The sequence below is a fragment of the Bacillus sp. NEAU-242-2 genome (assembly GCF_027853835.1).
GTDB classification, from domain to species: Bacteria; Bacillota; Bacilli; order Bacillales; family Bacillaceae; genus Bacillus; species Bacillus velezensis.
The window spans coordinates 584468-609068 of record NZ_JAPNNY010000001.1 but is presented as its reverse complement, the minus strand read 5'-3'; the positions used below and the strand labels follow the sequence as shown (position 1 = coordinate 609068).

Below are 24601 nucleotides of genomic sequence, written 5' to 3'. Positions count from 1 at the left end.
CATGTTGGACCCACTTGATATACTGACGAATATTGATGATGTCATTCCGTATTACCAAGCGATTTTTAACGCTGAGGAACAAAGAGTCGTAGGCTACGAAGTGCTTGGGCGGATTTTGGCAGATGCGGAGATTGAGAGCCTCGGGCCGTTTTTCTTAGATTCCGGCATTCCGGAAGAATATAAGCTTGAGGTCGATGACAGAGTCATCAGGCAGGCGCTGGAGCGGTTTAAAGAAGCTGATCGCGATCTGTTGATTTTTATCAATCAGGATGCGAATGTATTGATGCTTGACCACGGAGAAAGCTTTCTTGAGCTTTTGAAAGAATACGAAGAGCAGGGCATTGAATTGAACCGTATTGTGCTTGAGATCACCGAGCACAATTTCGAAGGCGACATTGAACAGCTGTACCATATGCTTGCCTACTATCGTACATACGGCATTAAAATCGCGGTGGACAATATAGGTAAGGAGAGCAGCAACCTGGACAGAATCGCGCTCCTTTCACCGGACCTTCTGAAAATAGATTTGCAGGCGCTGAAAGTATCTCAGCCGTCACCTTCGTATGAGCATGTGCTGTACAGCATTTCATTGCTGGCGAGAAAAATCGGCGCCGCGCTGCTGTATGAAGATATAGAAGCTGATTTTCAGCTCCAGTACGCATGGAGAAACGGAGGCCGATTTTTTCAAGGCTATTATCTGCAGGCGCCGAGCGGCGATTTTATAGACCGGAGCCTGTTAAAAGCACGCTTGAAAACGGAGTTTCAGCAATTTATCACGAGAGAAAAAAAGAAGCTGGAGACAGTATACGAACACTCTGAGAATTTTTATAAGCGGGTCAATCAGGCAGTTTCCGAGCTGAAGAAAACCCATCAGGCGGACGATGAGTTTATTAAAAAACTGGCGGAAAACCTGACCGACTGCTGTTTCAGAATTTATATGTGTGATGAAGAAGGCTATCAGCTGACGGGAAATGTGTTCAAGCAGTCCGGCGAATGGCTTTATCAGCCTGAATACGTGGAGAAAAACTGGAGCTGGCGTCCGTACTTTTTAGAAAACATTATGAAGATGCGGAATTCAAGAAAAGGCTTTTTCAGTGACCTGTACAGTGATATTGAGACGGGTGAGATGATCAGAACCTTTTCATACCCGATGGATGACAATATGTATTTATTTATCGATCTGCCTTACTCTTATTTATATGAACAGGACGGGTTACTTTAAAGCGGCTGCTGTATGCCGCTTTTTTTTATAAATGTGAAAAAGTTTTAAAAAACGATTGACAATGATAGTGATAATCATTATCATTTAGTTATAGAGAGAAGTTACTCTCTGTTCCCCAACCCCTCTATCAGATCAAGATCCGAAAAAGCTTGGCGCTACCCCCGCCAAGTTTTTTTATGCTGTCTCCTCATAAAAAGGCTTCTCCTCACATACATCTGACAATGGCGGCTCAAAAAGCGAAAAATTATTTTTGAAAGGTGTATGACATTCCGAAAAAAGCTTCAAACTATTCGAAAACACAGTTTTCCCGTTTATTTTCTTATTGAAAATCCAGCGGGAAAATGCCATCCCGGTCTACTTTATGGTATGATGCTCTGTAGGACTTGTATTATAATAAATACTTGTTGATTTGAAGTTGTTTTTTGAAAGGAGTCTTTTTTTAGAATGTCACAATTAATGGGTATCATCACGCGGCTGCAAAGTCTGCAAGAAACAGCGGAAGCGGCTAACGAGCCGATGCAGCGTTATTTTGAAGTTAACGGCGAAAAAATTTGCAGTGTTAAATATTTCGAAAAAAATCAAACGTTTGAACTGACGGTTTTCCAAAAAGGTGAAAAACCTAACACGTATCCGTTTGATAACATTGACATGATTTCTATTGAAATTTTTGAGCTCCTTCAGTAATGTGATTTGATTTTTCAGGCTGACCAAGCTTCCGGTCTTCCGCAAGCGGAGCTTTATTAAATCATGCAAAGGAACGTGCTTGTTCGTTTGGTTGTAGACTCTGGAAAGAGGAGTGTCCGTACATGGCTGATTCTTTTCTGTTTTATAATCTTTCTGAGGCACAGATGACCTTTCAAGACGTGACGGAGCGGCTGAAACGCTTTGTCAATAAAGACCCCCGTTCAGCATACGTGCTGTCTGTAGGGACGGATTCACAAGTTTACCGCGACTTCACAAAGTTTATTACGGCTATACACTTGCACCGTACAGGCAAGGGAGCTTGGGGCTGTTTGAAAAATCACGATCTTGCAAGACCGATACATAGCCTTCGCGAAAAAATCTCGCTGGAAACCGCGTTCAGCCAGGAGATGGCTGCGCATATCCTCGACGGCCGTCTTATGGAACTGACAGATTTGCTCTTGCCTTTTGCGGATGAAGGGGCGGATCTTTCATTTGAAGTGCATCTGGATATCGGTCAAAAAGGGCTGACAAAAGAATTGATACAAGAAATGACCGGCCGCATTACCTCGATGGGCATTGAAGCGAAAATCAAGCCCGATTCCTGCACAGCATTCAGTTATGCCAATCGTTACACAAAATAATATTTCATACAGAATCCGCAAAATGTCGAATTATGCGGTTGACGATTTTTTTCTGTTTACTTATTCTAGCGGTAGAGCTGAAAGCAAATTTCACCTTGCTTTCGGAGGTATTCAGTTAAAAATAGGGGGCCTGATTACGTATGAGTCTTATCGGTGAACGATTTACGGAAGAAGAACAGAAACTTCTGCTGAATATCCTGATCAATCAAGAATATGCCATTGAGCTTTTGACCAGCGAAATCAACGATATAGAAGCAGGGTCAAAAAGCGTTGATGGAACCACTTATAAAAAACTCGTAACGCTCTATGACCGTTTTCGGAACGAAAATTAATCAGCGGCCTATAAATTGATACTCGATTGCAAAGAGTATCTTTTTTATTGACGGAAACTTTTCGACAAAAAATGATAATGTTTATATTATTGCAATATAGGGAATACATGCTTTGATGAAAAATGTAAAGGGGTCGAAGTGACATGATTAGCTTACAATCAGATCAGCTTCTTGATGCAACAGTCGGACAATTTATGATCGAGGCGGATAAAGTGGCGCACGTTCAAGTCGGAAACAACCTTGAGCATGCTCTATTAGTGCTGACGAAAACCGGCTATACCGCTATTCCCGTCCTTGACGCTTCGTACCGTCTGCACGGTTTGATCGGGACAAATATGATTATGAACAGCATTTTCGGACTTGAACGGATCGAGTTTGAGAAGCTGGATCAAATTACGGTTGAGGAAGTCATGCTGAAAGACATTCCCCGTCTCCACATCAATGATCCGATTATCAAAGGGTTCAGCATGGTCATTAACAACGGCTTTGTCTGCGTTGAAAATGATGAAGGCGTCTTTGAAGGCATTTTCACGAGAAGAGTCGTATTAAAGCAGTTGAGCAGTCATATCAGATCATTGAATAAGTAGGCTCGCACGATCAGCCTATTTGTTCTTTCGCATGCCAGAAAAAGAAAACGCATACATATGAGTGGCGCTTGCCTCGGCAGCCTTTATTTGATTAGAATGGTAGATAAGAAATATGAAAAGGCATTGAAAAGGAGGACGACATGCAGCTTCAAGAGCTTCATATGCTCGTAGTTTTAGCTGAGGAATTAAACATGAGGAAGGCTGCCGAACGGTTATTCGTGTCACAGCCGGCTCTGTCCCAGCGATTGCAGACCATTGAAAAAGCCTGGGGAACAAAGATCTTTCTTAGGTCTCAAAAAGGACTTACGGTAACGCCGGCAGGAGAAAAAATCATACAATTTGCAAATGACGTCACGGATCGGCAAGAAAGAATCAGAGAAAACATTGATGAACTTGAGGGTGAGATTCACGGCACATTAAAGCTTGCCGTCGCCTCGATTATCGGGCAGCACTGGCTTCCGAAAGTGTTAAAAACATATGTGGAACGATATCCGAATGCAAAGGTCTCTCTCATTACAGGGTGGAGCAGCGAAATGCTGAAAAGTCTGTATGAAGATCAGGTACATATCGGCATTATCCGGGGAAATCCGGAATGGAAAGGCCGGAAAGATTATTTAATGACCGATCATTTATATTTGGTCGATACGGAAATTTCCTGTATTGATGATATTGCCCATACCGATCGGCCGTTTATTCAATTCAAAAGTGACAGTACATATTTTCAGGAAATTCAGCATTGGTGGCATCAAAAATTCAAAACTTCGCCGAAACAGACCATCCTTGTCGATCAGATTGAAACGTGCAAGCAGATGGCGCTGCACGGGATCGGTTATGCCATTCTGCCGTCAGTCACCTTAGAAGAGGAAGACAAAGTAAATAAAATGCCCCTGCTTGATACAAAGGATCATCCCATCGGCCGTGACACATGGCTGCTCGGTTATGAGCCGGCATTTGAATTAAAACAGGTGCAGGCTTTTGTTTCTGTCATTAAAGATATGCTGAAACAGGAACGCCCATTTTAGAAAGACAGCAATCATGCTGTCTTTTTTTATTTTTTATTGACAATGAAAATCATTATCATTTAAAGTGTTATATATGTTAATGAAAATCATTATCAATTACGAGGTGATCATATGCAGAAAGCATTAATGATATACGCAAGCATGTCGGGGAATACAGAGGATATTGCCGGCATTATAAAAGAAACACTGAGCGGGCATCAGATAGCGGTTGACTGTCTTGATATGGACGAAGCAGATGCGGATTCTCTCAAAGCATATGATTATGTTTTTGTCGGCACATACACATGGGGGGATGGTGATCTTCCTTACGAAGCGGAAGATTTTTACGAAGATATTCTGCACAGCCAGCTCAACGGACTGAAAACGGCCTGTTTCGGTTCAGGCGATCACGCCTACCCGAAGTTTTGCGAAGCGGTCACGCTGTTTTGCGATGCGTTTGAACAGGCCGGAGCCAATTTATACCCGGAAACGCTGAAAATTGAGCTGGCGCCCGAGACGGCTGAAGATCAAGAATGCTGCAAAGAATTTGTCCGCGGTTTTCTTGCATGGGCCGCTCACCACGGAGACCGGTACCATGTTTCATAAAGGCGCGACGGCTGTCATGGCATCAGTATCTTCGGGATTTTTTGTCGCTGTGAAAGACGAAGGTATTTTTCATTTTTCGGCGGAAGAAGGCTGGAAAAGACTATTCCGAGTGAAAAGCAGGATTCATGTGCTGACTTATATAGGGCCCTACATATTCGCAGCTGGAGAAAAAGGCGCCGTCCTCAGATCGGCCGATCAAGGAAAGACTTGGACGGCCTCCCGATTTCCGACCAGCGCCTCCGTATGGGCCGTTGCCGGACGGAATGACGGATTTGTCTGTGCGCACGGCACATACTGCCTCTACTTATCTGATGATTTCGGCGTCACTTGGCATGTGGCTAAGCCCTTTTCACAATTAAAGGAGCCGCCTGTCATCCGTTCGCTTTGTTTACACGGTCAGACGATTTATATCGGCACCCGGATTCATATGAATCATGGCGGCATTTGGGCGTATGATCTGACGGAAGGCCGCATCCGGCGTATAAGCCGTGAAAGGCAGCGCATGACGGCTTCAATGATGATGTATCAGAATGACTGGCTCATTGCAGCAAAGGGCGCGGCAAAGGGAGAACGGGGGGAGGTTGCCGTTCGAAACGTGCGGACGCAAGAGGAGTTTGCCATTACAGCCGGGGACGCTGTAAGGGAAAAGTCATTTCTCGACGTTTCTGAGGATAACGGGACTATTTATGTCACATCGTCACAGGGCGAAAGCGGATTTTCGCGTATTTATCAAGCTGATCTTGCCGCCGGTGAATTAAAGTGGTTTGATACGATCCGCGGTCACGGATGGCGGGTGGCCAACCGGGAAGAAAACTTTTTTTGCGCGGGCCTTTACGAAAGTAAGTTTGTCAGACCGTATGAGGCGGTTCGGCTCGCACATTAGTTTTTATGCATAAAGGAGAGACGAAGATGGGGAATGTATTGCTTGTTTACGCTACAATGTCAGGAAACACCGAGGCGATGGCGGATTTAATTGAAAAAGGGCTGATCGAAGCACAAGCCTCCGTAGACAGATATGAAGCGATGGATATTCATGCCGAACTTTTTAATGATTACGAGTATATTTTATTAGGCACATATACGTGGGGAGACGGGGATCTTCCTGATGAAATGCTCGATATTGCTGAAGATATGGAAAACCTGGAGCTTACGGGAAAAACATTTGCTTTGTTCGGTTCCGGAGATACGTCCTATGAGTTTTTTTGCGGAGCGGTTGACGAATTGGAAAAAGTAATCACGGCCCGCGGCGGGCGGGTGGTGCTGCCGCCGGTCAAAATTGAAAACAATCCTGAGGGCAGTGAGGAAGAAGAGCTCCGGGAATTCGGAAGACAGTTTGCCGCGCTGTGCAGCCAGCCGGCAGAATAAAGGCTTGTTCCTTTTTTTCTTGTCTTTGTATCCTTCCTTTGTTACAGTAATGAGGTAGAAAATCAGAGGAGGACAATACATATGAAAATGATGGATGCAAATGAAATTATTTCATTTATTCAAAATAGTACAAAATCAACGCCTGTAAAAGTGTATGTAAAAGGCGATCTTGAAGGAATCAGCTTTGGCGATTCCGCTAAAACATTCCTGAACGGCCAATCCGGCGTCGTTTTTGGCGAGTGGGCTGAAATTAAAAGCGCAATCGAAGAAAACAAAGACAAAATTGAGGATTACGTCATTGAGAATGACCGCCGCAACTCTGCGATCCCGATGCTTGATTTAAAAGATGTGAAAGCGAGAATCGAGCCCGGCGCTATTATCCGCGACCAAGTCGAAATCGGCGACAATGCCGTTATCATGATGGGTGCATCTATTAATATCGGTTCAGTCATCGGCGAAGGTACGATGATTGATATGAACGTTGTTCTCGGAGGACGCGCGACTGTCGGCAAAAACTGCCACATCGGAGCGGGTTCTGTATTAGCGGGCGTTATTGAGCCGCCTAGCGCTAAGCCTGTTGTCGTAGAAGACGACGTTGTGATCGGCGCAAATGCGGTTGTGCTTGAAGGCGTAACAATCGGTAAAGGCGCGGTTGTCGCCGCCGGAGCCATCGTTGTAAATGACGTCGAGCCGTATACCGTTGTAGCGGGAACACCAGCGAAAAAAATCAAAGATATCGATGAAAAAACAAAAGGAAAAACAGAAATCAAACAGGAATTACGCCAGCTGTAAGGAATGGTTTGATAGAATGGGCGTGGATGATAAAATCCACGCCTTATTCTTATCTCAAGGAGGAATACATATGGAAAAAGAGCGGCTCATTGCCATCCGAAGAGATCTGCACCGCATTCCGGAGATCGGCTTTCAGGAATATAAAACCCAGCAGTACCTGCTGAATCTATTAAACCAATATCCGGAAGAAAGAATTGAAATCGAAACTTGGAGAACCGGCATCTTTGTCAAAGTCAACGGCACGGCTCCGGAAAAAATGCTCGCCTACAGAGCGGATATAGACGCTCTGTCGATTGAAGAGCAGACGGGGCTTCCGTTTGCATCTGAGCACCCCGGTTTTATGCACGCATGCGGACACGATATGCACATGACCATCGCGCTCGGCATTATTGATCATTTTGTCCATCATCCCGTCAAACATGATCTGCTCTTTTTATTCCAGCCGGCTGAAGAAGGACCGGGCGGGGCGGCACCGATGCTTGAAAGCGATGTGCTGAAAAAATGGACGCCGGATTTGATCACCGCCCTCCATATAGCACCTGAGCTGCCGGTCGGCACCATTTCCACCAAAAGCGGATTGCTGTTTGCCAATACGAGCGAGCTTGTCATCGATCTTGAGGGGAAAGGCGGACATGCGGCATATCCGCATACAGCAGACGACATGGTCATTGCCGCGAGCACGCTTGTCACGCAGCTCCAAACAGTCATATCCAGAAATACGGATCCGCTTGACAGCGCTGTAATTACTGTCGGAACGATTACCGGGGGCACGGCGCAAAATATCATCGCAGAGCATGCTCATTTGGAGGGAACCATCCGGACGCTTTCCGAGGAATCAATGCGTATGGTGAAAAAGCGGATTGAAGAGCTTGTCAAAGGAATTGAAATCGGCTTCCGATGCAAAGGAAAAGTCACGTATCCGTCCGTTTATCATCAAGTTTATAATACAAGCGGCCTGACCGAAGAATTTATGCAATTTGTCAGCGATCATCAGCTTGCTGACGTGAAAACGGCGAAAGAAGCGATGACCGGAGAAGATTTCGGATATATGCTGAAAAAATATCCCGGCTTTATGTTCTGGCTGGGGGCCGATTCATCCCACGGGCTTCATCACGCCAAGCTGAACCCGGATGAAGATGCGATGGAAACCGCGGTAAATGTCATGGTTGGATATTTTTCGAAGTATGCCAATTAAATCCGAAAAGAAGAATAATCTAACAAAAATTGAGCATTCTACATAACGGAGGTGTTCAATATGACGAAAAAAATTGGAATTGAACAATCTTTATCGGATGTAGAACAGGCGTTAAAACAAAAAGGATATGACGTAGTGATGATGAAGACTCCTGAGGATGCGAAGAATTGTGACTGCTGTGTCGTAACCGGACTTGACAGCAATGTTCAAGGAATTGCCGATACATCAACTCAGGCTCCCGTCATTACGGCTTCCGGAATGACCGCCGACGAAATCTGCAGCGAAGTGGAAAAAAAATTTCATTAAAAAGAAAAAACCGAAGCTTACGCTTCGGTTTTTCTATTCGGCGGAAGCGGCGTTTTTAAAACGGTCAAGCGCGATTTTTATTTCTCTCCGCAGTACGCGTTCAACCCGCCATTGCTCCATATTTTCTGTTTTGGCAATGATTCTGATCACCATTTCTGACGTGCTTAAATCTTGAACCCCGATGACGTCCGGCCCTTCCTTAATCTGCGGGAGCTCAGCGGCTGCTTTGTCACACGCGGTTTGCAGGATTTGAATGGTTTCATCAAGATTTTTTTCAAGCGGCACTTTAATATCGACAAGCGCCTGCATCGTTCCGCGGGAATGGTTGCTCACATTCGTGATGCCCCGGTTGGGAAGATAGTGAAGCGTGCCGTCAAAGCTCCGGATTTGCGTTGTACGGAGACCGACCTGCTCGACAATGCCGCTGTAGCCGGCAACCGTAATATAATCACCGACGTCAATCTGTTTTTCCAAAAGGATAAAAAATCCGGTGACGATGTCACTGACAAGCCCCTGAGCCCCGAAGCCGACTGCGAGACCGACCACGCCGGCGCCGGCAATGAGAGCGCTCGGATTGTAGTGAAATAAATCCAAAATCATCACGATAAAAACGAATATCAGGATGTATCCATACACATTGAGCGCGAGGCTTCGCAAAGTATAAGCGCGGCCCGTGGAGAGGTTGTTTTGTTGCTCGAATTTCTGAAACAGATGCTTGATCAGCTTTTTTCCTGCCGTCCGGAAAATAAAGTACGCTAAAATAATGAGAGCCAGCTTTATGATGAAAATCCCGGCAGATGTGAGAAGCCCGGCCCAATCAAAGTGTTTTAAATCAATCATAGTGATGTCTTCCTTTCAAGTCTATTGCAGAAAAAGCTAAAAGTGATATACCCGTTTTTTAAATAAGATAAACCTTTTCATAGAAACCAGTTATTACATTTATGATTTGTTCATATTGCCCCGGTTTCAATATCTTCATTTTTGTGAAGATATGTACTAAAGAATCTCCACACTCATTTTAACATGGTGATTCAGCCAAATCATATCCTTTGGAGAGAAAACAGGAGGACGTTGCCCGGCGGACTGAAAGCCCCGGCAAAAAACTTTTTCATAAGGAGGGAAATGAGATGAAATTACATCAGCAAATGCCTGAATTGTCCGGCGCTAAAGCATGGATTAACAGAGAAGTCACGAAGGAACAGCTGGTCGGCGGAAAGCCGGCACTGATTCACTTCTGGTCCGCCAGCTGCCGCATGTGTAAAGAAGCGATGCCTGAGGTGAACGGGTTTCGTGATAAATATAAAGATCAGCTGAATGTGTTGGCCGTCCACACGCCCCGTTCCGAAGACGATCTTGATCTTGAGAAAATCAAGAAAACAGCGGCTGAGCACGATATCTCTCAGCCGATTTACGTCGACAGCGATCATACGCTGACTGACGTATTTGAAAATGAATATGTGCCGGCTTATTACGTTTTTGATAAAAACGGACAGCTCCGCCATTTTCAAGCGGGAGAGAGCGGGATGAAAATGCTTGAAAAACGCATCAGCCGGGTACTTTCAGAAACGGAGCAGGCTTCTGAGTAATCGGGACAATCTCCGTCGGACTATTGTCTCGGTTCTGCAAACCCTTTGCCGTTAGGTAACAGGGTTTTTTTGTGTCTATTGGATAAAAAATTCCAATATGACATGTGTGGCTTAAAAAATAAGAGAAACAGCGGTAAACACGCTGTACCGCTTGTTTTATCCATATCATTATCTTTTACATATTATAGTCGAAAATTGTAGATATCACGCTAATTTTCATTAAACAAGTAATTTCAAGTTATATTTTGAAATGGTTGAATAAATTGGAACTTTGTCCAGAATCCCCTATATGATAAGGGATTTTTGTATATAAAGTACCATTTTCAGAAAATAAGCAATTTTTCATAGAGTAAATAAAATAGTAAAATGATAAAATAATAGTTGATAAAATTACTTTTGTAATCTAATATCTTAATAAAAGCGTTTAAATTTTTGACAGGGGGTTTTACACATGTTTAATGAAAGAGAAGCGCTGCGCTTACGTTTAGAACAATTGAACGAAGCAGAGGTAAAAGTCATTCGTGAATATCAAATAGAACGTGATAAAATATATGCAAAACTGAGAGAATTAGACAATACGGGCAGCCTGTCCGATACAAAAAAAGAGTTTCGTCCGGAGAAAAAAAATGACTCCCTCCCGGTACTTGCAGAGCTTGCAGCACAGGAAATGAGAAGCTATCAAAAGCCGCAGACACAGCCTCAATCCTCCCAGCAGCAGATGCAGTCTATTACGTCTCTTCCCGCAGGCATTCCAGACGGTTCTACAAGAAGAAGAAGAGGGACGGCGAGACCGGGATCGAAAGCGGCAAAACTGCGCGAAGCAGCGATTAAAACATTGAAACGCCACAATGCAGCGATCAAAAGTTCCGAACTGCAAAAGGAAATTGAAAAGGAAAGCGGCCTTGAAATTCCTAATATGACAACATTTATGCAAAGCTTAATTAAAATGTATCCGGAAGTGAAAAAACCATACCGCGGCCAATATATTCTTGAGGGAGAAATTTCTCAGGAAACAGCAGAAACGGCAAATGATACGGCTGCTGAATAAAACAGTAAAAACTGCTTGCGTTACTCAAGCAGTTTTTTTGCGCTTTCCCGCTTATTCTGCGGAAGTGACGCATCTTTTCCAGGCTTTTTTTCAAGCTTGACAACATATTTTTGGAAAGGCTTTTCGCCGTCAGCGCGTTCTTTCAACGCATCCAGTTTTTCATCAAACGACTGATCGCGGGACTCTGATTGTACAAATTGTTTTTGCAGGGAGATGACTTGTTCGGTAACGGCTGTAAGCAAGTCTTCTGCCTGAACAGTCTCTTTGGAAACGGAAGGGATTTCCAGAGTTTGTTCCGCCGGTTCCGCCGTGCGGCTGTCAATATCAGCAAAATGGCCGGCAATCCAAGCATCACTTTCGTCCAGCTGCCGTTTATACGAAAGAATGGTTTCTTGAAATAACTTTTCTTTCGTTTTTTCTATTTCTACAAGCCGTTCTTTTGTTTCTAGTATTCGATCTCTCATATGATTAATTTCTATTTTAATATGTTTGAGCTGGTATTCTTTTTCTATCATTTGTGTTTGGAGCCGGGTATTTTCGTCTGCAGCGGCATGATAACGCTGTTTCATATCTTCGTGAGAAGTCCGTTCGGTTTGAATGGCGGTCTCAAGTGAGCGGATGCGGGTATGTAAGTTTTTATTTTCTTCTTCAAATTTTATATTTGTAAGATGCAGACGATGCTTTTCTTCCATCTCATTTTTCCGACGAAACGTTTCCTGCTGAAGCAGTTCTTGCAGAATGACGATTTTATCGAGCAGCCCGGCTCTGATTTCATGCAAAGAACGCTCCGTGTCACTTGTCTGTTTGTGTTTTTGAGCCATGGCTTCCAATTCGTCAGAAAGCTTGTGAAGCCGCTCTTTAATATTGGCGTTTTCCTCCTGAAGCTTATTATTTTTTTGATGGAAGTAGCTTGCTTCAAATTCTGAAATTATTTTTCTGCATCTGGAAAGTTCGGATTTCAAGTAAAGGTTCTCTTGAGAAGTGTCGTGGAAAAACGGACCTGATATTTTCATAAGAACCATCTCCCTCATGATGTTAACACTACAATATGGGAAAGGAACAACGGCTATTCCTCTTAATTAAACAGACAAGCAACGTAATATTGTATTTCGGCTGAGGCGTTTGCTATGCTTTTATATAGAATGGGAGAGAGATGACATGAAACGGGTGAATGTAATATTAGCGGGGGGAGCTTCCCGAAGATTCGGAGAACCGAAAGCTTTTGCAAAGTGGAAGGGCGGCATGTTTTATGAACAGGCGAAAAAAGCCTTCGGCGGCGGAGAAACGGTAATTATCAGCCGCCCTGAGCATATAAAAAAGTTCTTATCAAACAGGGAGCGGCATGTTTTTGCCGATGAGCCGCGGTTTCGGGGAATGGGCCCGCTTGCCGGCATATATACGGCAATGGAACAAACGGAAGGCGAAACATATACGGTCATATCCTGTGACACGCCGCTCGTGACAAGAAAAACGATGGCTGCGCTTGAAATGAAGCTGACCGGAAACCTGGACGCTGTCATACCGGTTTGTGAAAACAGAGAGCAGCCCCTCTTGGCGGTTTACCATAAACGGGTGCAGGATGTGCTTTTTGATCAGCTGACACAAAACAAACTGAAAATGACAGACACGCTGAAACGGCTGTCTGTCTGTTATGTGCAGGCTGAAGACATCGGCGCCGGGCCGGAGGAGTTCGCTAATGTCAACACACGGGATGATTACACCAGACTTTTGGCGCATGTCGAGTCTTCAAATCAGGACTGATCGGGAAGAAACATGGTATGATGGAAATAAAAATGCAAGGGGACAACACAGATGGAAGAGCGCTATTCGCGGCAGACAAGATTTAAGCCGATAGGGGAAAAAGGGCAGCAGGCGCTGGCTGACAGCAGTGTCCTGATTGTCGGAGCCGGAGCCCTCGGAACAGCCGCGGCAGAGGGCCTGGCAAGAGCCGGAGCGGGCCGTATGGCGATTATTGACCGGGATTATGTGGAATGGAGCAATTTACAAAGACAGCAGCTGTATACAGAAGAAGACGCGAGACAGCGCCTGCCGAAAGCAATGGCGGCCAAGGCGCGTCTTTTAGAGGTAAACAGTGATATACATATCGATGCTTACGCGGCGGAAGGTACGGCGGAAACACTTGAACCGCTGATCGAACAAGCGGATTGCATCGTGGATGCGACAGATAATTTTGAAACGAGAATGGTCATCAATGATCTGGCGCAGAAAACGAAAACACCTTGGATTTACGGTGCCTGTGTCAGCAGTCAGGGAATGTGCATGACGATTATTCCGGGGGTTACGCCGTGTTTATCCTGCCTGTTTGAGCAAATGCCCGTAGGCGGAGCGACATGTGATACAGCAGGCATCATACCTCCGGCGGTTCATATCGTCTCCGCTTATCAGCAGGCGGAGGCGCTGAAATTGCTGACAGGAAATCATGCGGCGGTAAATCGGCGCTTTTTCACGTTTGACGTGTGGAATAACACCAATATGAGCATAAATGTGGATCAGATCAAACGGGATCATTGCCCTTCCTGCGGCGCGGAGCCCGTATATCCGTATCTGCAGCCTGAAAACAGGCCGAAAGCAAGCGTGCTGTGCGGAAGAGACACCGTTCAAATCAGATCGGAAGCCTTAAAGAGGCTGGATAAAGAAGAGCTTGTCAAACGTCTGAAGCAGATCGGTAAAGTGGAAGCAAATGAATTTTTGCTGCACATGGCGTACGAGCGCTTCAGAATCGTTATTTTTCAGGACGGACGGGCTCTGATTCACGGTACAAACGATATAAAAGAAGCGAATTCAGTTCTGGCCAGAGTGATCGGACTGTAGGAAGGGGATGTATTGCTATGCTTGAAAAAAGAACGCCGATTCAGGTGGACGAAGCAGTCCGCCGGGTGAGCCGGTATAAAAAACAGGGGGATACCGAATGGGTGGCGCTTGAGGACAGTCTCCACCGCTATTTGGCGGAGGATGTTAAGGCGGATCATGATGTGCCGGCCTTTAACCGTTCCCCGTATGACGGGTTTGCCATCAGGGCGAGCGATTCAAAAACGGCTTCCCGTGACAATGCCGTCACCTTTGAAGTCATTGACCATATCGGAGCAGGCGCCGTGTCAGAAAAAGAACTCGGGCCTTATGAAGCGGTCCGCATTATGACGGGGGCGCAGATTCCCAGAGGCGCCGATGCCGTAGTGATGCTTGAGCTGACAAAAATGTTTTCTGAAAACGGCACGAATTACATGTCAGTGAAACGCCCTTTTCATGCGGGCGATAATATTTCATATCAAGGAGAAGATGCGAAAAAAGGCAGCTCGCTATTAAAAAAAGGGACGAAAATCACGCCGGGCGTAACCGCTCTTTTAGCAACCTTCGGCTATGCTTCCGTTCCCGTGGTCAGAAAGCCGGTTGTCGGCATTATCGCAACGGGAACCGAGCTTCTTCATGTCAGCGATCCGCTTGAGCCGGGGAAAATCCGCAACAGCAACGCTGCCATGGTGTATGCCCAGGTCATTGAAGCGGGTGCGGTACCGCTGAACTTAGGGAAAATTTCCGATGATTTTGATGACAGCTATGCTGCGGTGAAGGAAGCTATGAAAAAAGTTGATTTTCTGATCACGACCGGCGGCGTGTCAGTCGGCGATTTTGATTTTCTTCCGGACATTTATAATAAGCTCGGAGCGGAAGTTCTTTTTAACAAAGTGGCAATGCGCCCGGGGAGCGTGACAACTGTCGCCCGGGCCGATGACATGCTGCTGTTCGGCCTTTCAGGCAATCCGTCCGCATGTTATGTCGGATTCACCCTGTTTGTCAAACCGATGATTCAGACGTGGCTTCTGAATGAAAAACCTCATTCCGGATGGGCGGAAGCCGTGTTAACAAACGACTTTCCGAAGCCGAATCCGTTTACGAGATTTGTGAGGGCGTTTGTTTATCATAAGGACGGAAAAATGATGGCGTCACCGGTCGGTCTCGACAAATCAAGCTCAGTCACATCTCTTGCCGAAGCAAACGCGTTTATCCTTCTGCCGGGAGGAACGAGGGGATATGAAGCGGGCCGGACGGTTCACGCGCTCCTCATCCGTGATGAGAATGGAAGTGAATGGCCGTGGTCAATTCTTTCCCGATCGTCCAGATCGTAGGTTTTCAAAACAGCGGTAAAACAACGTTTATTGAACGTGTGCTGAAAGCGGCGCCGAAAGAGTGCGATATTGGATGTTTAAAACATCACGGACATGGCGGAGAACCGGAACCTTTTTCTGACGGAAAAGACTCGGAGCGTTTTTCAAAAGCCGGAGCCGCGGTTACGGCAGTAGAAGGGGACGGCGTCCTGCAGCTTACGGCGCGAAAAAAATGGGATCTGGCGGGTTTGATCAGTCTGTATGAATGTCTGGGAATTGACGGTCTTCTCATAGAGGGGTTTAAACATGCGCCGCATCCGAAAATCATTATGATCAAAAACAGCGAAGATTGGCAAAAGCTGAAGCATTTGGAGCGCGTGATCGCGGTTGTCAGCAGAAATACGGAGCATATGCCGACAGATGCAGGCAAGCCCGTATTCCATGCGGACGATCCGGCTGCCATTATGTTTGTGCTTTCGCAGCTGAAAGGGGAATCTGCTTAAATGGAACGTTTTCAAATTACAAGGGAACCTATCATTGCGGAAAATATCGTAAAAAAAGTTGAAAAGCGTGAAGCCGGCGCCATCACAACGTTTATCGGCACGGTCAGAGAGTGGACTGCAGGACGGCGGACGGTGCGTCTCGAATATGAAGCGTATGAACCGATGGCTGTTCAAATGCTTTCTCAAATCGGCAGTGAAATCAGCGCGAAATGGGAAGGAGCCGAAGCTGCAATCACTCACCGTGTCGGCGTCCTTGATATCGGTGAAGCAGCGGTCGTAATCGCCGTGTCTTCTCCGCACAGAAAGGCGGCATATGAGGCGAATGAATATGCAATTGAACGGATAAAACAGATTGTGCCGATATGGAAAAAGGAAATCTGGGAAGACGGGGAAGAATGGATAGGCGATCAGCTGGAAACAACGCCCTATCCGAACGGAAAACCGGATTTGGATAAAGGGGAATCGCGATGATTAAAGTATTATTATTTGCCGGGCTTGCGGAGCAGGCGGGAACACCGGTCATTGAACTTGACGAAAAAGAGACGGCGGCGTCTGCTGTAAAAACGCTGTTAAAGGAACGGTACGGCCTTCAGACGATTGACAATGCCATGATCGCAATCAATGAAACATATGTAAAAGACAACAGCACCGTAACAGAAGGTGATACCATTGCCTTTATCCCTCCTGTAAGCGGAGGGTGAAAAAAGAGCCGGATGTGCATCATTGCCATCCGGCTTTTTTGTTTATAGGCGCTGAATTTCAGAGAATATTTAAATGGGATTTAAAGGGTTTTTCAATTGAGGCGGTTTTCACTGCATGAATAGGCTGATAACAGTGCCTTTACAAGGTTTTGAGCCACCCGTCATACCGGTCTGACGATGCTTTTTTTTACATAATTATGGAACGTAAAGCTGAGAATTTGTGTTACAATTTAGCATAAATACGCAAACGGCAAAAAAATTGAAACTTCTCTCAGCCTAAAGCGTACGTATAAACAGAATAATACATAGGAGGCATCAGCCATATGGAACCAAACCTGGAAAAAAGCAATACGGCAGTCACGGAAAAGCCGTCAATTTTCGGCGTCATTACAAGTCCTGTTGTGCAGTTTAAAAGATTAAAAGAAAAGCCGGTCATCGGCATTCCTCTCCTGATTGTCATCATTCTCATCGCGGCCGGCAGTATTTTGCGCGGACTGGGGATGAATTATGAAGAACTGCTGAACAGCTCATCTCTTGACGGATTGACCGATGATCAGATTGAAATGACCAAAACCATTGCGAAATTCGGCTCGATTTTCGGAGGGATTTTCGGAGGCATTATCGGTCTCTTTATCGTTCCGCTTATTTATTGGCTGTGCGTCAAAATTTCAGGCGGCGTGACAACTTATAAAAAAATGCTCTCACTCGGCCTCTTTACTGCATTTATTACTAACATCGGCTTAGTCATTAACGGACTTGTCATTTATTTTACCGGTGCGGGCTCACTGTACCCTGTCACATCTTTGGCGAGTGTCATACCGGCCGGAGACGGCGTATCGGTCTTTTTAAGCGCGATCGATATTTTCAGCATCTGGAGCTATATTCTGCTCGCTTTGGGACTTCGCTATACAGGCGGTATTTCGAAAAAAGCGGCCTGGACTTCCGCGATTGTCCTGTTTGTTATTATGCTTTTGGTTTCGGCAGTCGGAGGACTGTTAAGTTCAGTGACAGCAGGTGTATAACATGAAAAAAATTTGGATCGGAATCGGCATCGCCGTAATTGTTGCAGTATTCATCGGTATCAATATTTATAAGTCTGCCGCTCCCGCGGGCGGCAGCGCCGGAAAAAAAATCGAAACCGGAACCATGGAAAACAGAGAAATCTCATCTACGGTTATGGTTCCGGGAACACTTAAATTCTCTAAAGAACAGTATGTTTTTTATGAAGCAGATAAAGGAACTCTTGATAAAGTGAAAGTAAAAGAAGGCGACAAAGTAAAAAAAGGGTCGTCGTTAGTCACTTATACAAATGAGCAGCTCAACCTTGATAAAGAACAAAATGAGTTGACAGAACAATCAAAACGGATGCAAATCGAACAAGTTGAAGAAAAACTCAGAGCATTAAACAGCAAGGAACAAGATCTGGCAAAACAAGTGGGAGAAGCGGAAGCCAAAAAACAAATTGAATCCGAACGGACTGATCTGCAGCTTCAGCAAAAAACGGCGGAAATCGAATTAAAGCAATCTGATTTGCAAAAGCAGTCTCTTGAAAATCAAGTGTCGAATCTCAATGTTAAGAGTGAGATGGACGGGACGGTTATCTCGGTAAATCAAGAAGCGGCTTCTAAAAAATCGGATATTCAAGAACCGGTTATACATATAGGAGACCCGGAACACCTGGTCGTTGCCGGCAATTTGTCCGAATACGACACGCTGAAAGTGAAAAAGGGCCAAAGCGTTACAATCACCTCAGACGCCATCCCCGGCAAAACGTGGAAAGGGAGAGTGGCGGCTGTCGGCCTCGTTCCGGATCAAAAGTCAAGCGCTGCTTCGGGGGAAAGCACGGAACAAGCCGTCCAGTATCCGTTTCAGGTTAAGCTGATCGGAAACCTTCCGGAAGGCAAGCCGGGATTTAAATTAATTATGAACATTGAAACCGACAAACGGAAAGCTGACACGCTGCCGTCCTCCGCAGTCAAAAAAGACGGAGATGAGCACTGGGTCTTTACGGTAAAAGACGGGAAGGCCAAACGCGTGAAAGTTAAAGTCGGCGATACCGCAAATCAGCTTACGGAGATAAAAGAGGGGCTTTCAAAGGATGATAAAGTCATTCTGAATCCGGCTGACGGTTTGACTGACGGAACGGATGTGAAAGCATAGATGATTCAGCTTTCAAAGGTGAAAAAAAGCTATCAGATCGGCAAGGAGACGTTTGATGTTCTCCGTTCAATCGACCTGACGATTGAAGAAGGAGAATATGCGTCAATTATGGGACCGTCGGGATCGGGAAAATCTACGATTATGAATATCATCGGCTGTCTGGACAGACCGACGTCCGGCAGTTACAGGCTTGCGGGCGAAGATGTTTCTTCATGCACCGAAAAAGAGCTTGCGGCGGTCCGGAACAAATCAATCGGATTTGTCTTTCAGCAGTTTCAGCTGCTGCCGCGATTGAATGCAAGAAAAAATGTCGAACTCCCCATGATCTATGCCGGTATCGGCAAAAAAGAGCGTGAGGAACGGGCTGAGCACGCGCTGGAAAAAGTCGGTTTGGCGGATCGGATGCGTCACATGCCGAATGAGCTGTCCGGCGGCCAGAAGCAGCGTGTCGCGATTGCAAGAGCTATCGTGAACGAACCGAAGCTCATTTTAGCTGATGAACCGACCGGCGCGCTGGATACGAAAACAAGCATTTCCATTATGGAGCAGTTCACAGAGCTTAATGCAGAGGGCGTGACCGTGGTGCTTGTCACTCATGAGCCTGAAGTGGCGGACTGTACAAACAGAGTGATTTTCGTCCGTGACGGCATGATCGTTTCCCGCGATTCTGAGCAGAGGAGAGTGGGGGAATGAGCCTGTCAGAAAATCTCCGGATGGCCCTCAGTTCCGTAAGAGCTCACAAGCTGAGATCGATTCTGACAATGCTCGGAATCATTATCGGCGTCGGTTCAGTAATCGTTGTTGTGGCTGTCGGCCAGGGCGGAGAGCAAATGCTGAAGCAATCCATCAGCGGGCCGGGCAATACGATTGAATTGTTTTACCTGCCGAGTGATGAAGAATTAACAGCCAATCCGAACGCCTTACAGCAAGCGAGTTTTACAGAAGAAGATATTAATGGATTAAAAGGAGTGGACGGCGTAAAGCAGGTTGTCGCTTCCGCGGTAAAATCCATGACGGCCCGTTACCATGAAGAAGACACGGATATTACGCTGAACGGCATTAACAGCGGCTACTTGGACGTAAAAAAGCTGGACGTTCAAGATGGACGGACATTTACGGACAATGATTTTCTTTCCGGGAAAAGAGCGGGAATCATCTCGAAAAAAATGGCTGAAAAGCTGTTCGGGAAAACGTCTCCGCTCGGAAAAATCGTCTGGGCCGGCGGACAGCCCGTAGAAGTAATCGGCGTACTGAAAGAAGAGAGCGGCTTTTTATCGTTAGGACTCAGTGAAATGTATGTGCCGTTCAACATGCTGAAAACGTCTTTCGGTACTAACGACTACAGCAACGTTTCCGTTCAGACGGAGTCCGCTGATCAGATCAAAACAACAGGAAAAGAAGCGGCCCGTCTCTTAAATGACAATCACGGTACAAAAGAGGCCTATCAAGTCATGAATATGGAAGAAATCGCGGCGGGAATCGGTCAGGTCACGACCGTTATGACGACGATCATCGGTTCGATCGCCGGTATTTCTCTCGTTGTCGGCGGGATCGGGGTCATGAATATTATGCTCGTATCAGTGACGGAACGGACAAGAGAAATCGGCATCCGCAAATCGCTCGGTGCCACGAGAGGACAGATTCTGACACAATTCTTAATTGAATCTGTTGTGCTTACATTAATCGGCGGCTTAATCGGAATCGGTCTCGGCTACGGGGGAGCAACACTCGTTTCCCTTATCGCAGGCTGGCCGTCGCTCGTTTCCTGGCAGGTGGTTTGTATCGGCGTGCTGTTCAGTATGCTGATCGGTGTCATTTTCGGCATGCTGCCCGCCAACAAAGCATCACGCTTAGATCCGATTGAAGCGTTACGGTATGAATAACCGGCGCCCCATGCAGTCTGCATGGGGTTTTTTGTGTTTTAATGATTGAATGAATATAATAGACTTTTTTCATTTATGATAAAAAGAAAATGTCATACAATTGTCCCCCTTTTTGTCGAATTTACAGTTTACAAACCCTATGTACATACGTTAATATGAACAAATGTGAAAGATTTTGATAGTTATTGAATGAATTTGAGTGATTTTAGTTGCTTGAAGTAAAAAAAGCGTTTACAATTATCTTGCAGCCGAAATGAATACGTTTTCAAAGGAGGCGGAATATGCTCACTCCTGAAAGGTATCAGCTGATTATGGATCAGATTGAAAAGCGAGATGTGGTGAAGATTCAAGAGCTGATAAGCATGACAAATGCTTCTGAATCAACGATCAGAAGAGATTTATCAACACTTGAAGAGCGCGGGTTTTTAAAGCGCGTTCACGGCGGGGCGTCTAAACTTTCCAACAGCAGGCAAGAACCCGATATGCTTGAAAAATCCTCCAAAAACCTTCAGGATAAACTGAAGATCGCTGAAGAAGCGGCATCTTTATTAGAAGAAGGTGACTGTATTTACCTTGATGCGGGAACAACTACATTGCACATGATTGATTTTATAGATCATACAAAGGACATTGTGGTTGTCACAAACGGGGTTATGCATATCGACGCTTTAATAAGGAAAGGGATTCCTTTTTATCTTCTCGGAGGATATGTGAAGCATAGAACAGGTGCGATGATCGGCGGCGCCTCATTAACGGCGGTCAGCCAGTACCGTTTTGACAAAAGCTTTCTCGGGGTGAACGGCGTGCACATTGAAGCCGGCTTTACAACACCCGATCCGGATGAGGCTCTTCTGAAGACAAAGGCTGTGAGACAGGCGAAAAATGCGTATGTTTTAGCCGATCCTTCTAAATTCGGCGAGATTTCTTTCGCAGCGTTCGCCGCCTTGGGCGATGCAGCTATCATTACCACTGAAGCTGAAGAACATGCATTCGATAATTACCAAGAAAAAACTGTCGTAAAGGTAGTGAAACCATGATTTACACTGTAACCCTCAATCCGTCTGTTGACTATATCGTTCACGTTGAAGATTTTGCCGTAGGCGGTTTAAACCGTTCAAGCTATGACACGAAGTATCCCGGCGGAAAAGGCATCAACGTTTCGAGATTACTGAAAAGACACCATGTGCCGTCAAAAGCATTGGGGTTTGTCGGCGGATTTACCGGAAATTATATCACGTCATTTTTGCAGCAGGAAGGTCTGGAAACGGCTTTTTCTGAGGTGGATGAAGACACGCGTATAAATGTAAAACTGAAAACGGGCGATGAAACGGAAATTAACGGACAGGGCCCGACGATTTCAGACGAAGTGTTCAATGCCTTTTTAGAACAGTTCTCCGCTCTGGAAGAGGGAGACATCGTCGTTTTAGCGGGAAGCATCCCTTCTTCCCTGCCGCATAACACGTATGAAAAAATTGCTGAGGCATGCAGAAAGCAGAATGCCCGGGTAGTGGTGGACATCTCCGGTGAAGCGCTGATGAAAGCGACAGAAATGAAACCGTTTTTGATGAAGCCGAATCATCATGAGCTTGGGGAAATGTTCAATACGGTCATTGATTCAGCCGAAGCTGCCGTTCCTTACGGTAAAAAATTAATTGAACAAGGCGCTGAACACGCGATTGTTTCGATGGCTGGCGACGGTGCGCTTTTATTTACGAAAGAGGCGGTTTTCCTCGCCAATGTTCCTAAAGGAAAGCTTGTCAATTCGGTAGGCGCGGGTGATTCCGTCGTCGCGGGATTCCTTGCGGGAATTTCAAAACAGCTGCCTTTGGAAGATGCGTTCCGTTTAGGAGTTGCTTCCGGAAGCGCGACGGCATTTTCTGAAGAACTCGGAACTGAAGAGTTTGTACAGCAGCTTCTTCCTGAAGTTAAAGTCACACGTCTATAGAGGAGGAAAGAAAAGTGAAGATAACTGAGCTGTTAACAAGAGATACAATTCATCTCAATATAGAAAGCAAAGAGAAAGAAAACGTTATCGATGAAATGGTGACAGTGCTTGACAAAGCCGGCAGATTAAATGACAGAGAGGCTTACAAAGCAGCCATTTTAAATCGTGAAAGCCAAAGCTCGACGGGAATCGGCGAAGGTATTGCCATTCCTCACGCGAAGACGGCGAGCGTCATTAACCCGGCCATCGCATTCGGCCGTTCTAAAGATGGTGTGGATTATGAATCATTAGACGGTCAGCCGGCACACTTGGTCTTTATGATTGCGGCAACCGAAGGAGCGAACAATACGCATCTTGAAGCATTATCAAGACTTTCAACGCTTCTTATGCGTGAGGAAATCCGCAAACAGCTTCTTGAAGCTGAATCAGAAGATGCGATCATTGACATCATCAATCAGCATGACAAAGATGACGATGAGGAAGAAGAAGAGCAGGAAGAACAGGCAGCGCCGTCAGGAAAAGGGAAAATCCTTGCGGTTACGGCATGCCCGACAGGTATCGCTCATACGTTCATGGCAGCTGACGCACTGAAAGAAAAAGCGAAAGAGCTCGGCGTTGACATTAAAGTCGAGACAAACGGCTCAAGCGGTATTAAACATAAGCTGACGGCTCAAGAAATTGAAGACGCGCCTGCGATTATCGTGGCGGCTGATAAACAGGTTGAAATGGAGCGCTTTAAAGGCAAACATGTTCTTCAAGTGCCTGTGACGGCCGGTATCAGACGTCCACAGGAACTGATTGAAAAAGCAGTTAACCAAGATGCGCCGATTTACGAGGGCAGCGGCGGAGGATCTTCCGCTTCAAATGAAGACGGCCCGAAACAGAAATCAGGCACAAGCATCGGAAGTACTTTCTATAAACACTTAATGAGCGGTGTCAGCAACATGCTGCCATTTGTCGTCGGCGGCGGAATTCTCGTTGCGATTTCATTCTTCTGGGGAATTCATTCAGCTGATCCGAAAGACCCGACATACAACACGTTTGCTGCAGCGCTGAACTTTATCGGCGGCGATAATGCGCTAAAACTGATTGTTGCAGTTCTTGCCGGATTCATCGCAATGAGTATTGCGGACCGTCCGGGATTTGCGCCGGGTATGGTCGGCGGATTTATGGCTACGCAGGCGAATGCCGGATTCTTGGGCGGACTGATTGCCGGATTCTTAGCCGGTTATGTCGTAGTCCTTTTGAAAAAGCTGTTTGTCTTTATCCCTCAGACTCTTGATGGATTAAAACCTGTATTGATTTATCCGCTGCTCGGTATTTTTATCACCGGTGTCCTGATGCAGTTTGTCATTAACACACCTGTAGCAGCGTTTATGAATTTCTTAACAAATTGGCTTGAAAGCCTTGGAACTGGAAACCTTGTCTTAATGGGGATTATTTTAGGCGGTATGATGGCTATCGACATGGGCGGCCCGCTCAATAAAGCGGCGTTCACTTTCGGTATCGCGATGATCGATGCCGGAAACTATGCGCCGCATGCGGCCATCATGGCGGGCGGAATGGCTCCGCCGCTTGGAATCGCACTGGCGACAACATTCTTTAAACACAAATTCTCTAAACGTGACCGTGAAGCCGGTATTACGTGCTACTTCATGGGAGCAGCTTTCGTTACAGAAGGCGCCATCCCGTTTGCAGCGGCTGATCCGCTTCGCGTCATCCCTGCAGCCGTTGTCGGTTCTGCGGTAGCGGGCGGACTGACAGAGTTTTTCCGGGTAACGCTTCCTGCACCGCACGGAGGAATATTCGTTGCATTCATTACGAACCATCCGCTGCTTTACTTAATGAGCATCGTGATCGGAGCGATTGTAACGGCGGTTATCTTGGGAATCATCAAAAAACCGGTAGTAGAGAAATAAGCGA

At 45.9% G+C, this 24601-nt stretch carries 29 protein-coding genes; 27 read left to right on the top strand and 2 right to left on the bottom strand.

What is annotated here, in order from left to right; all coding sequences use genetic code 11:
* Position 1: 1 nt before the first annotated feature.
* The 12 genes from OWN49_RS02275 to OWN49_RS02220 all read left to right on the top strand — a co-directional run bounded on the left by OWN49_RS02275 (position 2) and on the right by OWN49_RS02220 (position 8731).
* Entirely contained in the window at positions 2-1222 is a 1221-nt protein-coding gene (locus tag OWN49_RS02275) for an EAL domain-containing protein (protein WP_003154615.1), read from the top strand.
* 444 nt (positions 1223-1666) lie between these two features.
* Positions 1667-1906 (top strand): YkuJ family protein, encoded by a 240-nt coding sequence (locus OWN49_RS02270; protein ID WP_003154613.1) that lies wholly within the window; start codon positions 1667-1669, stop codon positions 1904-1906.
* Positions 1907-2028: 122 nt separating this feature from the next.
* Positions 2029-2547 carry a ribonuclease H-like YkuK family protein gene (locus tag OWN49_RS02265; RefSeq protein WP_020955744.1) on the top strand — a complete coding sequence of 173 codons (519 nt, stop codon included), beginning with the start codon at positions 2029-2031 and terminating at the stop codon, positions 2545-2547.
* Between the two features lie 140 nt (positions 2548-2687).
* Positions 2688-2879: an antirepressor AbbA gene (gene abbA, locus OWN49_RS02260; RefSeq protein WP_007409618.1), complete on the top strand. Its 192-nt coding sequence runs from the start codon at positions 2688-2690 to the stop codon at positions 2877-2879.
* 143 nt (positions 2880-3022) lie between these two features.
* Positions 3023-3466, top strand: coding sequence for a cyclic-di-AMP-binding protein CbpB (gene cbpB, locus OWN49_RS02255; RefSeq protein WP_003154608.1), 444 nt, complete (start codon positions 3023-3025; stop codon positions 3464-3466).
* A 140-nt stretch (positions 3467-3606) separates the two neighbouring features.
* On the top strand, positions 3607-4488 hold the full coding sequence (gene ccpC / locus OWN49_RS02250; protein ID WP_007611101.1) for a transcriptional regulator CcpC: 882 nt from the start codon (positions 3607-3609) through the stop codon (positions 4486-4488).
* 111 nt (positions 4489-4599) lie between these two features.
* The gene (locus tag OWN49_RS02245) at positions 4600-5073 is read left to right on the top strand and encodes a flavodoxin (RefSeq protein WP_173612707.1); all 474 of its coding nucleotides are present in this window, start codon (positions 4600-4602) and stop codon (positions 5071-5073) included.
* Positions 5063-5956, top strand: coding sequence for a WD40/YVTN/BNR-like repeat-containing protein (locus tag OWN49_RS02240; RefSeq protein ID WP_071391904.1), 894 nt, complete (start codon positions 5063-5065; stop codon positions 5954-5956). Before OWN49_RS02245 ends, OWN49_RS02240 begins: the two co-directional genes overlap by 11 nt.
* A 26-nt stretch (positions 5957-5982) precedes the next feature.
* On the top strand, positions 5983-6438 hold the full coding sequence (locus OWN49_RS02235) for a flavodoxin (RefSeq protein WP_172614650.1): 456 nt from the start codon (positions 5983-5985) through the stop codon (positions 6436-6438).
* A gap of 81 nt (positions 6439-6519) precedes the next feature.
* Complete coding sequence (gene dapD / locus OWN49_RS02230) at positions 6520-7230, top strand: 2,3,4,5-tetrahydropyridine-2,6-dicarboxylate N-acetyltransferase (RefSeq protein ID WP_007409623.1); 711 nt, start codon at positions 6520-6522, stop codon at positions 7228-7230.
* 70 nt (positions 7231-7300) lie between these two features.
* Positions 7301-8425 carry an N-acetyldiaminopimelate deacetylase gene (locus OWN49_RS02225; RefSeq protein WP_173612708.1) on the top strand — a complete coding sequence of 375 codons (1125 nt, stop codon included), beginning with the start codon at positions 7301-7303 and terminating at the stop codon, positions 8423-8425.
* A 60-nt stretch (positions 8426-8485) separates the two neighbouring features.
* A complete protein-coding gene (locus OWN49_RS02220) occupies positions 8486-8731 on the top strand; it encodes a YkuS family protein (protein WP_003154596.1) in 246 nt (81 codons plus the stop codon).
* A 33-nt stretch (positions 8732-8764) separates the two neighbouring features.
* On the opposite strand, the gene OWN49_RS02215 is transcribed toward OWN49_RS02220, so the two are convergent.
* On the bottom strand, positions 8765-9571 hold the full coding sequence (locus tag OWN49_RS02215; protein WP_060386912.1) for a mechanosensitive ion channel family protein: 807 nt from the start codon (positions 9569-9571) through the stop codon (positions 8765-8767).
* Between the two features lie 287 nt (positions 9572-9858).
* Between OWN49_RS02215 and OWN49_RS02210 the strand changes: the two genes are divergently transcribed.
* Together OWN49_RS02210 and rok are read left to right on the top strand one after the other, a co-directional pair.
* On the top strand, positions 9859-10317 hold the full coding sequence (locus OWN49_RS02210; RefSeq protein WP_077722142.1) for a redoxin domain-containing protein: 459 nt from the start codon (positions 9859-9861) through the stop codon (positions 10315-10317).
* 451 nt (positions 10318-10768) lie between these two features.
* Positions 10769-11365, top strand: a complete 597-nt coding sequence (gene rok / locus OWN49_RS02205) for a transcriptional regulator Rok (RefSeq protein ID WP_070081746.1) — start codon at positions 10769-10771, stop codon at positions 11363-11365.
* A 20-nt stretch (positions 11366-11385) separates the two neighbouring features.
* Here rok and OWN49_RS02200 read toward each other — a convergent pair whose 3' ends face one another.
* Positions 11386-12378 carry a sporulation protein gene (locus tag OWN49_RS02200; RefSeq protein ID WP_069473386.1) on the bottom strand — a complete coding sequence of 331 codons (993 nt, stop codon included), beginning with the start codon at positions 12376-12378 and terminating at the stop codon, positions 11386-11388.
* 145 nt (positions 12379-12523) lie between these two features.
* Here OWN49_RS02200 and OWN49_RS02195 point away from each other — a divergent pair, with 145 nt between their 5' ends.
* The 13 genes from OWN49_RS02195 (at position 12524) to OWN49_RS02135 (ending at position 24597) form a co-directional block, all read left to right on the top strand.
* On the top strand, positions 12524-13126 hold the full coding sequence (locus OWN49_RS02195) for a molybdenum cofactor guanylyltransferase (RefSeq protein WP_077722144.1): 603 nt from the start codon (positions 12524-12526) through the stop codon (positions 13124-13126).
* A 51-nt stretch (positions 13127-13177) separates the two neighbouring features.
* On the top strand, positions 13178-14197 hold the full coding sequence (locus OWN49_RS02190) for a molybdopterin-synthase adenylyltransferase MoeB (protein WP_077722145.1): 1020 nt from the start codon (positions 13178-13180) through the stop codon (positions 14195-14197).
* 17 nt (positions 14198-14214) lie between these two features.
* Entirely contained in the window at positions 14215-15507 is a 1293-nt protein-coding gene (locus OWN49_RS02185; RefSeq protein ID WP_077722146.1) for a molybdopterin molybdotransferase MoeA, read from the top strand.
* Positions 15468-15989: a molybdopterin-guanine dinucleotide biosynthesis protein B gene (gene mobB, locus OWN49_RS02180; RefSeq protein WP_041482361.1), complete on the top strand. Its 522-nt coding sequence runs from the start codon at positions 15468-15470 to the stop codon at positions 15987-15989. The genes OWN49_RS02185 and mobB overlap by 40 nt, the downstream gene beginning before the upstream one ends.
* Positions 15990-16460 carry a molybdenum cofactor biosynthesis protein MoaE gene (locus OWN49_RS02175; protein WP_003154579.1) on the top strand — a complete coding sequence of 157 codons (471 nt, stop codon included), beginning with the start codon at positions 15990-15992 and terminating at the stop codon, positions 16458-16460.
* Positions 16457-16690, top strand: a complete 234-nt coding sequence (gene moaD, locus OWN49_RS02170; protein ID WP_007611118.1) for a molybdopterin converting factor subunit 1 — start codon at positions 16457-16459, stop codon at positions 16688-16690. Before OWN49_RS02175 ends, moaD begins: the two co-directional genes overlap by 4 nt.
* A 323-nt stretch (positions 16691-17013) precedes the next feature.
* Entirely contained in the window at positions 17014-17712 is a 699-nt protein-coding gene (locus OWN49_RS02165) for a YIP1 family protein (RefSeq protein WP_077722147.1), read from the top strand.
* A 1-nt stretch (position 17713) separates the two neighbouring features.
* A complete protein-coding gene (locus OWN49_RS02160; RefSeq protein ID WP_043867055.1) occupies positions 17714-18850 on the top strand; it encodes an efflux RND transporter periplasmic adaptor subunit in 1137 nt (378 codons plus the stop codon).
* A complete protein-coding gene (locus OWN49_RS02155) occupies positions 18851-19543 on the top strand; it encodes an ABC transporter ATP-binding protein (RefSeq protein ID WP_077722148.1) in 693 nt (230 codons plus the stop codon).
* A complete protein-coding gene (locus tag OWN49_RS02150; RefSeq protein WP_071391893.1) occupies positions 19540-20733 on the top strand; it encodes an ABC transporter permease in 1194 nt (397 codons plus the stop codon). The genes OWN49_RS02155 and OWN49_RS02150 overlap by 4 nt, the downstream gene beginning before the upstream one ends.
* 281 nt (positions 20734-21014) lie before the next feature.
* Complete coding sequence (locus tag OWN49_RS02145) at positions 21015-21770, top strand: DeoR/GlpR family DNA-binding transcription regulator (protein ID WP_077722149.1); 756 nt, start codon at positions 21015-21017, stop codon at positions 21768-21770.
* Positions 21767-22678, top strand: a complete 912-nt coding sequence (gene pfkB, locus OWN49_RS02140) for a 1-phosphofructokinase (protein ID WP_003154572.1) — start codon at positions 21767-21769, stop codon at positions 22676-22678. Before OWN49_RS02145 ends, pfkB begins: the two co-directional genes overlap by 4 nt.
* 14 nt (positions 22679-22692) lie before the next feature.
* A complete protein-coding gene (locus OWN49_RS02135) occupies positions 22693-24597 on the top strand; it encodes a PTS fructose transporter subunit IIABC (RefSeq protein WP_077722150.1) in 1905 nt (634 codons plus the stop codon).
* Positions 24598-24601: the final 4 nt, after the last annotated feature.

Bases quoted from the DNA above. Each gene is read 5' to 3' on its own strand.
- OWN49_RS02175 (WP_003154579.1), top strand. From the start codon at position 15,990: ATGGAACGTTTTCAAATTACAAGGGAACCTATCATTGCGGAAAATATC.
- OWN49_RS02190 (WP_077722145.1), top strand. From the start codon at position 13,178: ATGGAAGAGCGCTATTCGCGGCAGACAAGATTTAAGCCGATAGGGGAA.
- OWN49_RS02165 (WP_077722147.1), top strand. From the start codon at position 17,014: ATGGAACCAAACCTGGAAAAAAGCAATACGGCAGTCACGGAAAAGCCG.
- mobB (WP_041482361.1), top strand. From the start codon at position 15,468: ATGGCCGTGGTCAATTCTTTCCCGATCGTCCAGATCGTAGGTTTTCAA.
- OWN49_RS02155 (WP_077722148.1), top strand. From the start codon at position 18,851: ATGATTCAGCTTTCAAAGGTGAAAAAAAGCTATCAGATCGGCAAGGAG.
- ccpC (WP_007611101.1), top strand. From the start codon at position 3,607: ATGCAGCTTCAAGAGCTTCATATGCTCGTAGTTTTAGCTGAGGAATTA.
- OWN49_RS02145 (WP_077722149.1), top strand. From the start codon at position 21,015: ATGCTCACTCCTGAAAGGTATCAGCTGATTATGGATCAGATTGAAAAG.
- moaD (WP_007611118.1), top strand. From the start codon at position 16,457: ATGATTAAAGTATTATTATTTGCCGGGCTTGCGGAGCAGGCGGGAACA.
- OWN49_RS02220 (WP_003154596.1), top strand. From the start codon at position 8,486: ATGACGAAAAAAATTGGAATTGAACAATCTTTATCGGATGTAGAACAG.
- OWN49_RS02225 (WP_173612708.1), top strand. From the start codon at position 7,301: ATGGAAAAAGAGCGGCTCATTGCCATCCGAAGAGATCTGCACCGCATT.
- OWN49_RS02275 (WP_003154615.1), top strand. From the start codon at position 2: ATGTTGGACCCACTTGATATACTGACGAATATTGATGATGTCATTCCG.
- pfkB (WP_003154572.1), top strand. From the start codon at position 21,767: ATGATTTACACTGTAACCCTCAATCCGTCTGTTGACTATATCGTTCAC.
- OWN49_RS02240 (WP_071391904.1), top strand. From the start codon at position 5,063: ATGTTTCATAAAGGCGCGACGGCTGTCATGGCATCAGTATCTTCGGGA.
- OWN49_RS02200 (WP_069473386.1), bottom strand. From the start codon at position 12,378: ATGAAAATATCAGGTCCGTTTTTCCACGACACTTCTCAAGAGAACCTT.
- OWN49_RS02185 (WP_077722146.1), top strand. From the start codon at position 14,215: ATGCTTGAAAAAAGAACGCCGATTCAGGTGGACGAAGCAGTCCGCCGG.
- OWN49_RS02270 (WP_003154613.1), top strand. From the start codon at position 1,667: ATGTCACAATTAATGGGTATCATCACGCGGCTGCAAAGTCTGCAAGAA.
- OWN49_RS02150 (WP_071391893.1), top strand. From the start codon at position 19,540: ATGAGCCTGTCAGAAAATCTCCGGATGGCCCTCAGTTCCGTAAGAGCT.
- OWN49_RS02245 (WP_173612707.1), top strand. From the start codon at position 4,600: ATGCAGAAAGCATTAATGATATACGCAAGCATGTCGGGGAATACAGAG.
- OWN49_RS02210 (WP_077722142.1), top strand. From the start codon at position 9,859: ATGAAATTACATCAGCAAATGCCTGAATTGTCCGGCGCTAAAGCATGG.
- rok (WP_070081746.1), top strand. From the start codon at position 10,769: ATGTTTAATGAAAGAGAAGCGCTGCGCTTACGTTTAGAACAATTGAAC.
- OWN49_RS02235 (WP_172614650.1), top strand. From the start codon at position 5,983: ATGGGGAATGTATTGCTTGTTTACGCTACAATGTCAGGAAACACCGAG.
- OWN49_RS02215 (WP_060386912.1), bottom strand. From the start codon at position 9,571: ATGATTGATTTAAAACACTTTGATTGGGCCGGGCTTCTCACATCTGCC.
- OWN49_RS02160 (WP_043867055.1), top strand. From the start codon at position 17,714: ATGAAAAAAATTTGGATCGGAATCGGCATCGCCGTAATTGTTGCAGTA.
- OWN49_RS02195 (WP_077722144.1), top strand. From the start codon at position 12,524: ATGAAACGGGTGAATGTAATATTAGCGGGGGGAGCTTCCCGAAGATTC.
- abbA (WP_007409618.1), top strand. From the start codon at position 2,688: ATGAGTCTTATCGGTGAACGATTTACGGAAGAAGAACAGAAACTTCTG.
- dapD (WP_007409623.1), top strand. From the start codon at position 6,520: ATGAAAATGATGGATGCAAATGAAATTATTTCATTTATTCAAAATAGT.
- OWN49_RS02265 (WP_020955744.1), top strand. From the start codon at position 2,029: ATGGCTGATTCTTTTCTGTTTTATAATCTTTCTGAGGCACAGATGACC.
- cbpB (WP_003154608.1), top strand. From the start codon at position 3,023: ATGATTAGCTTACAATCAGATCAGCTTCTTGATGCAACAGTCGGACAA.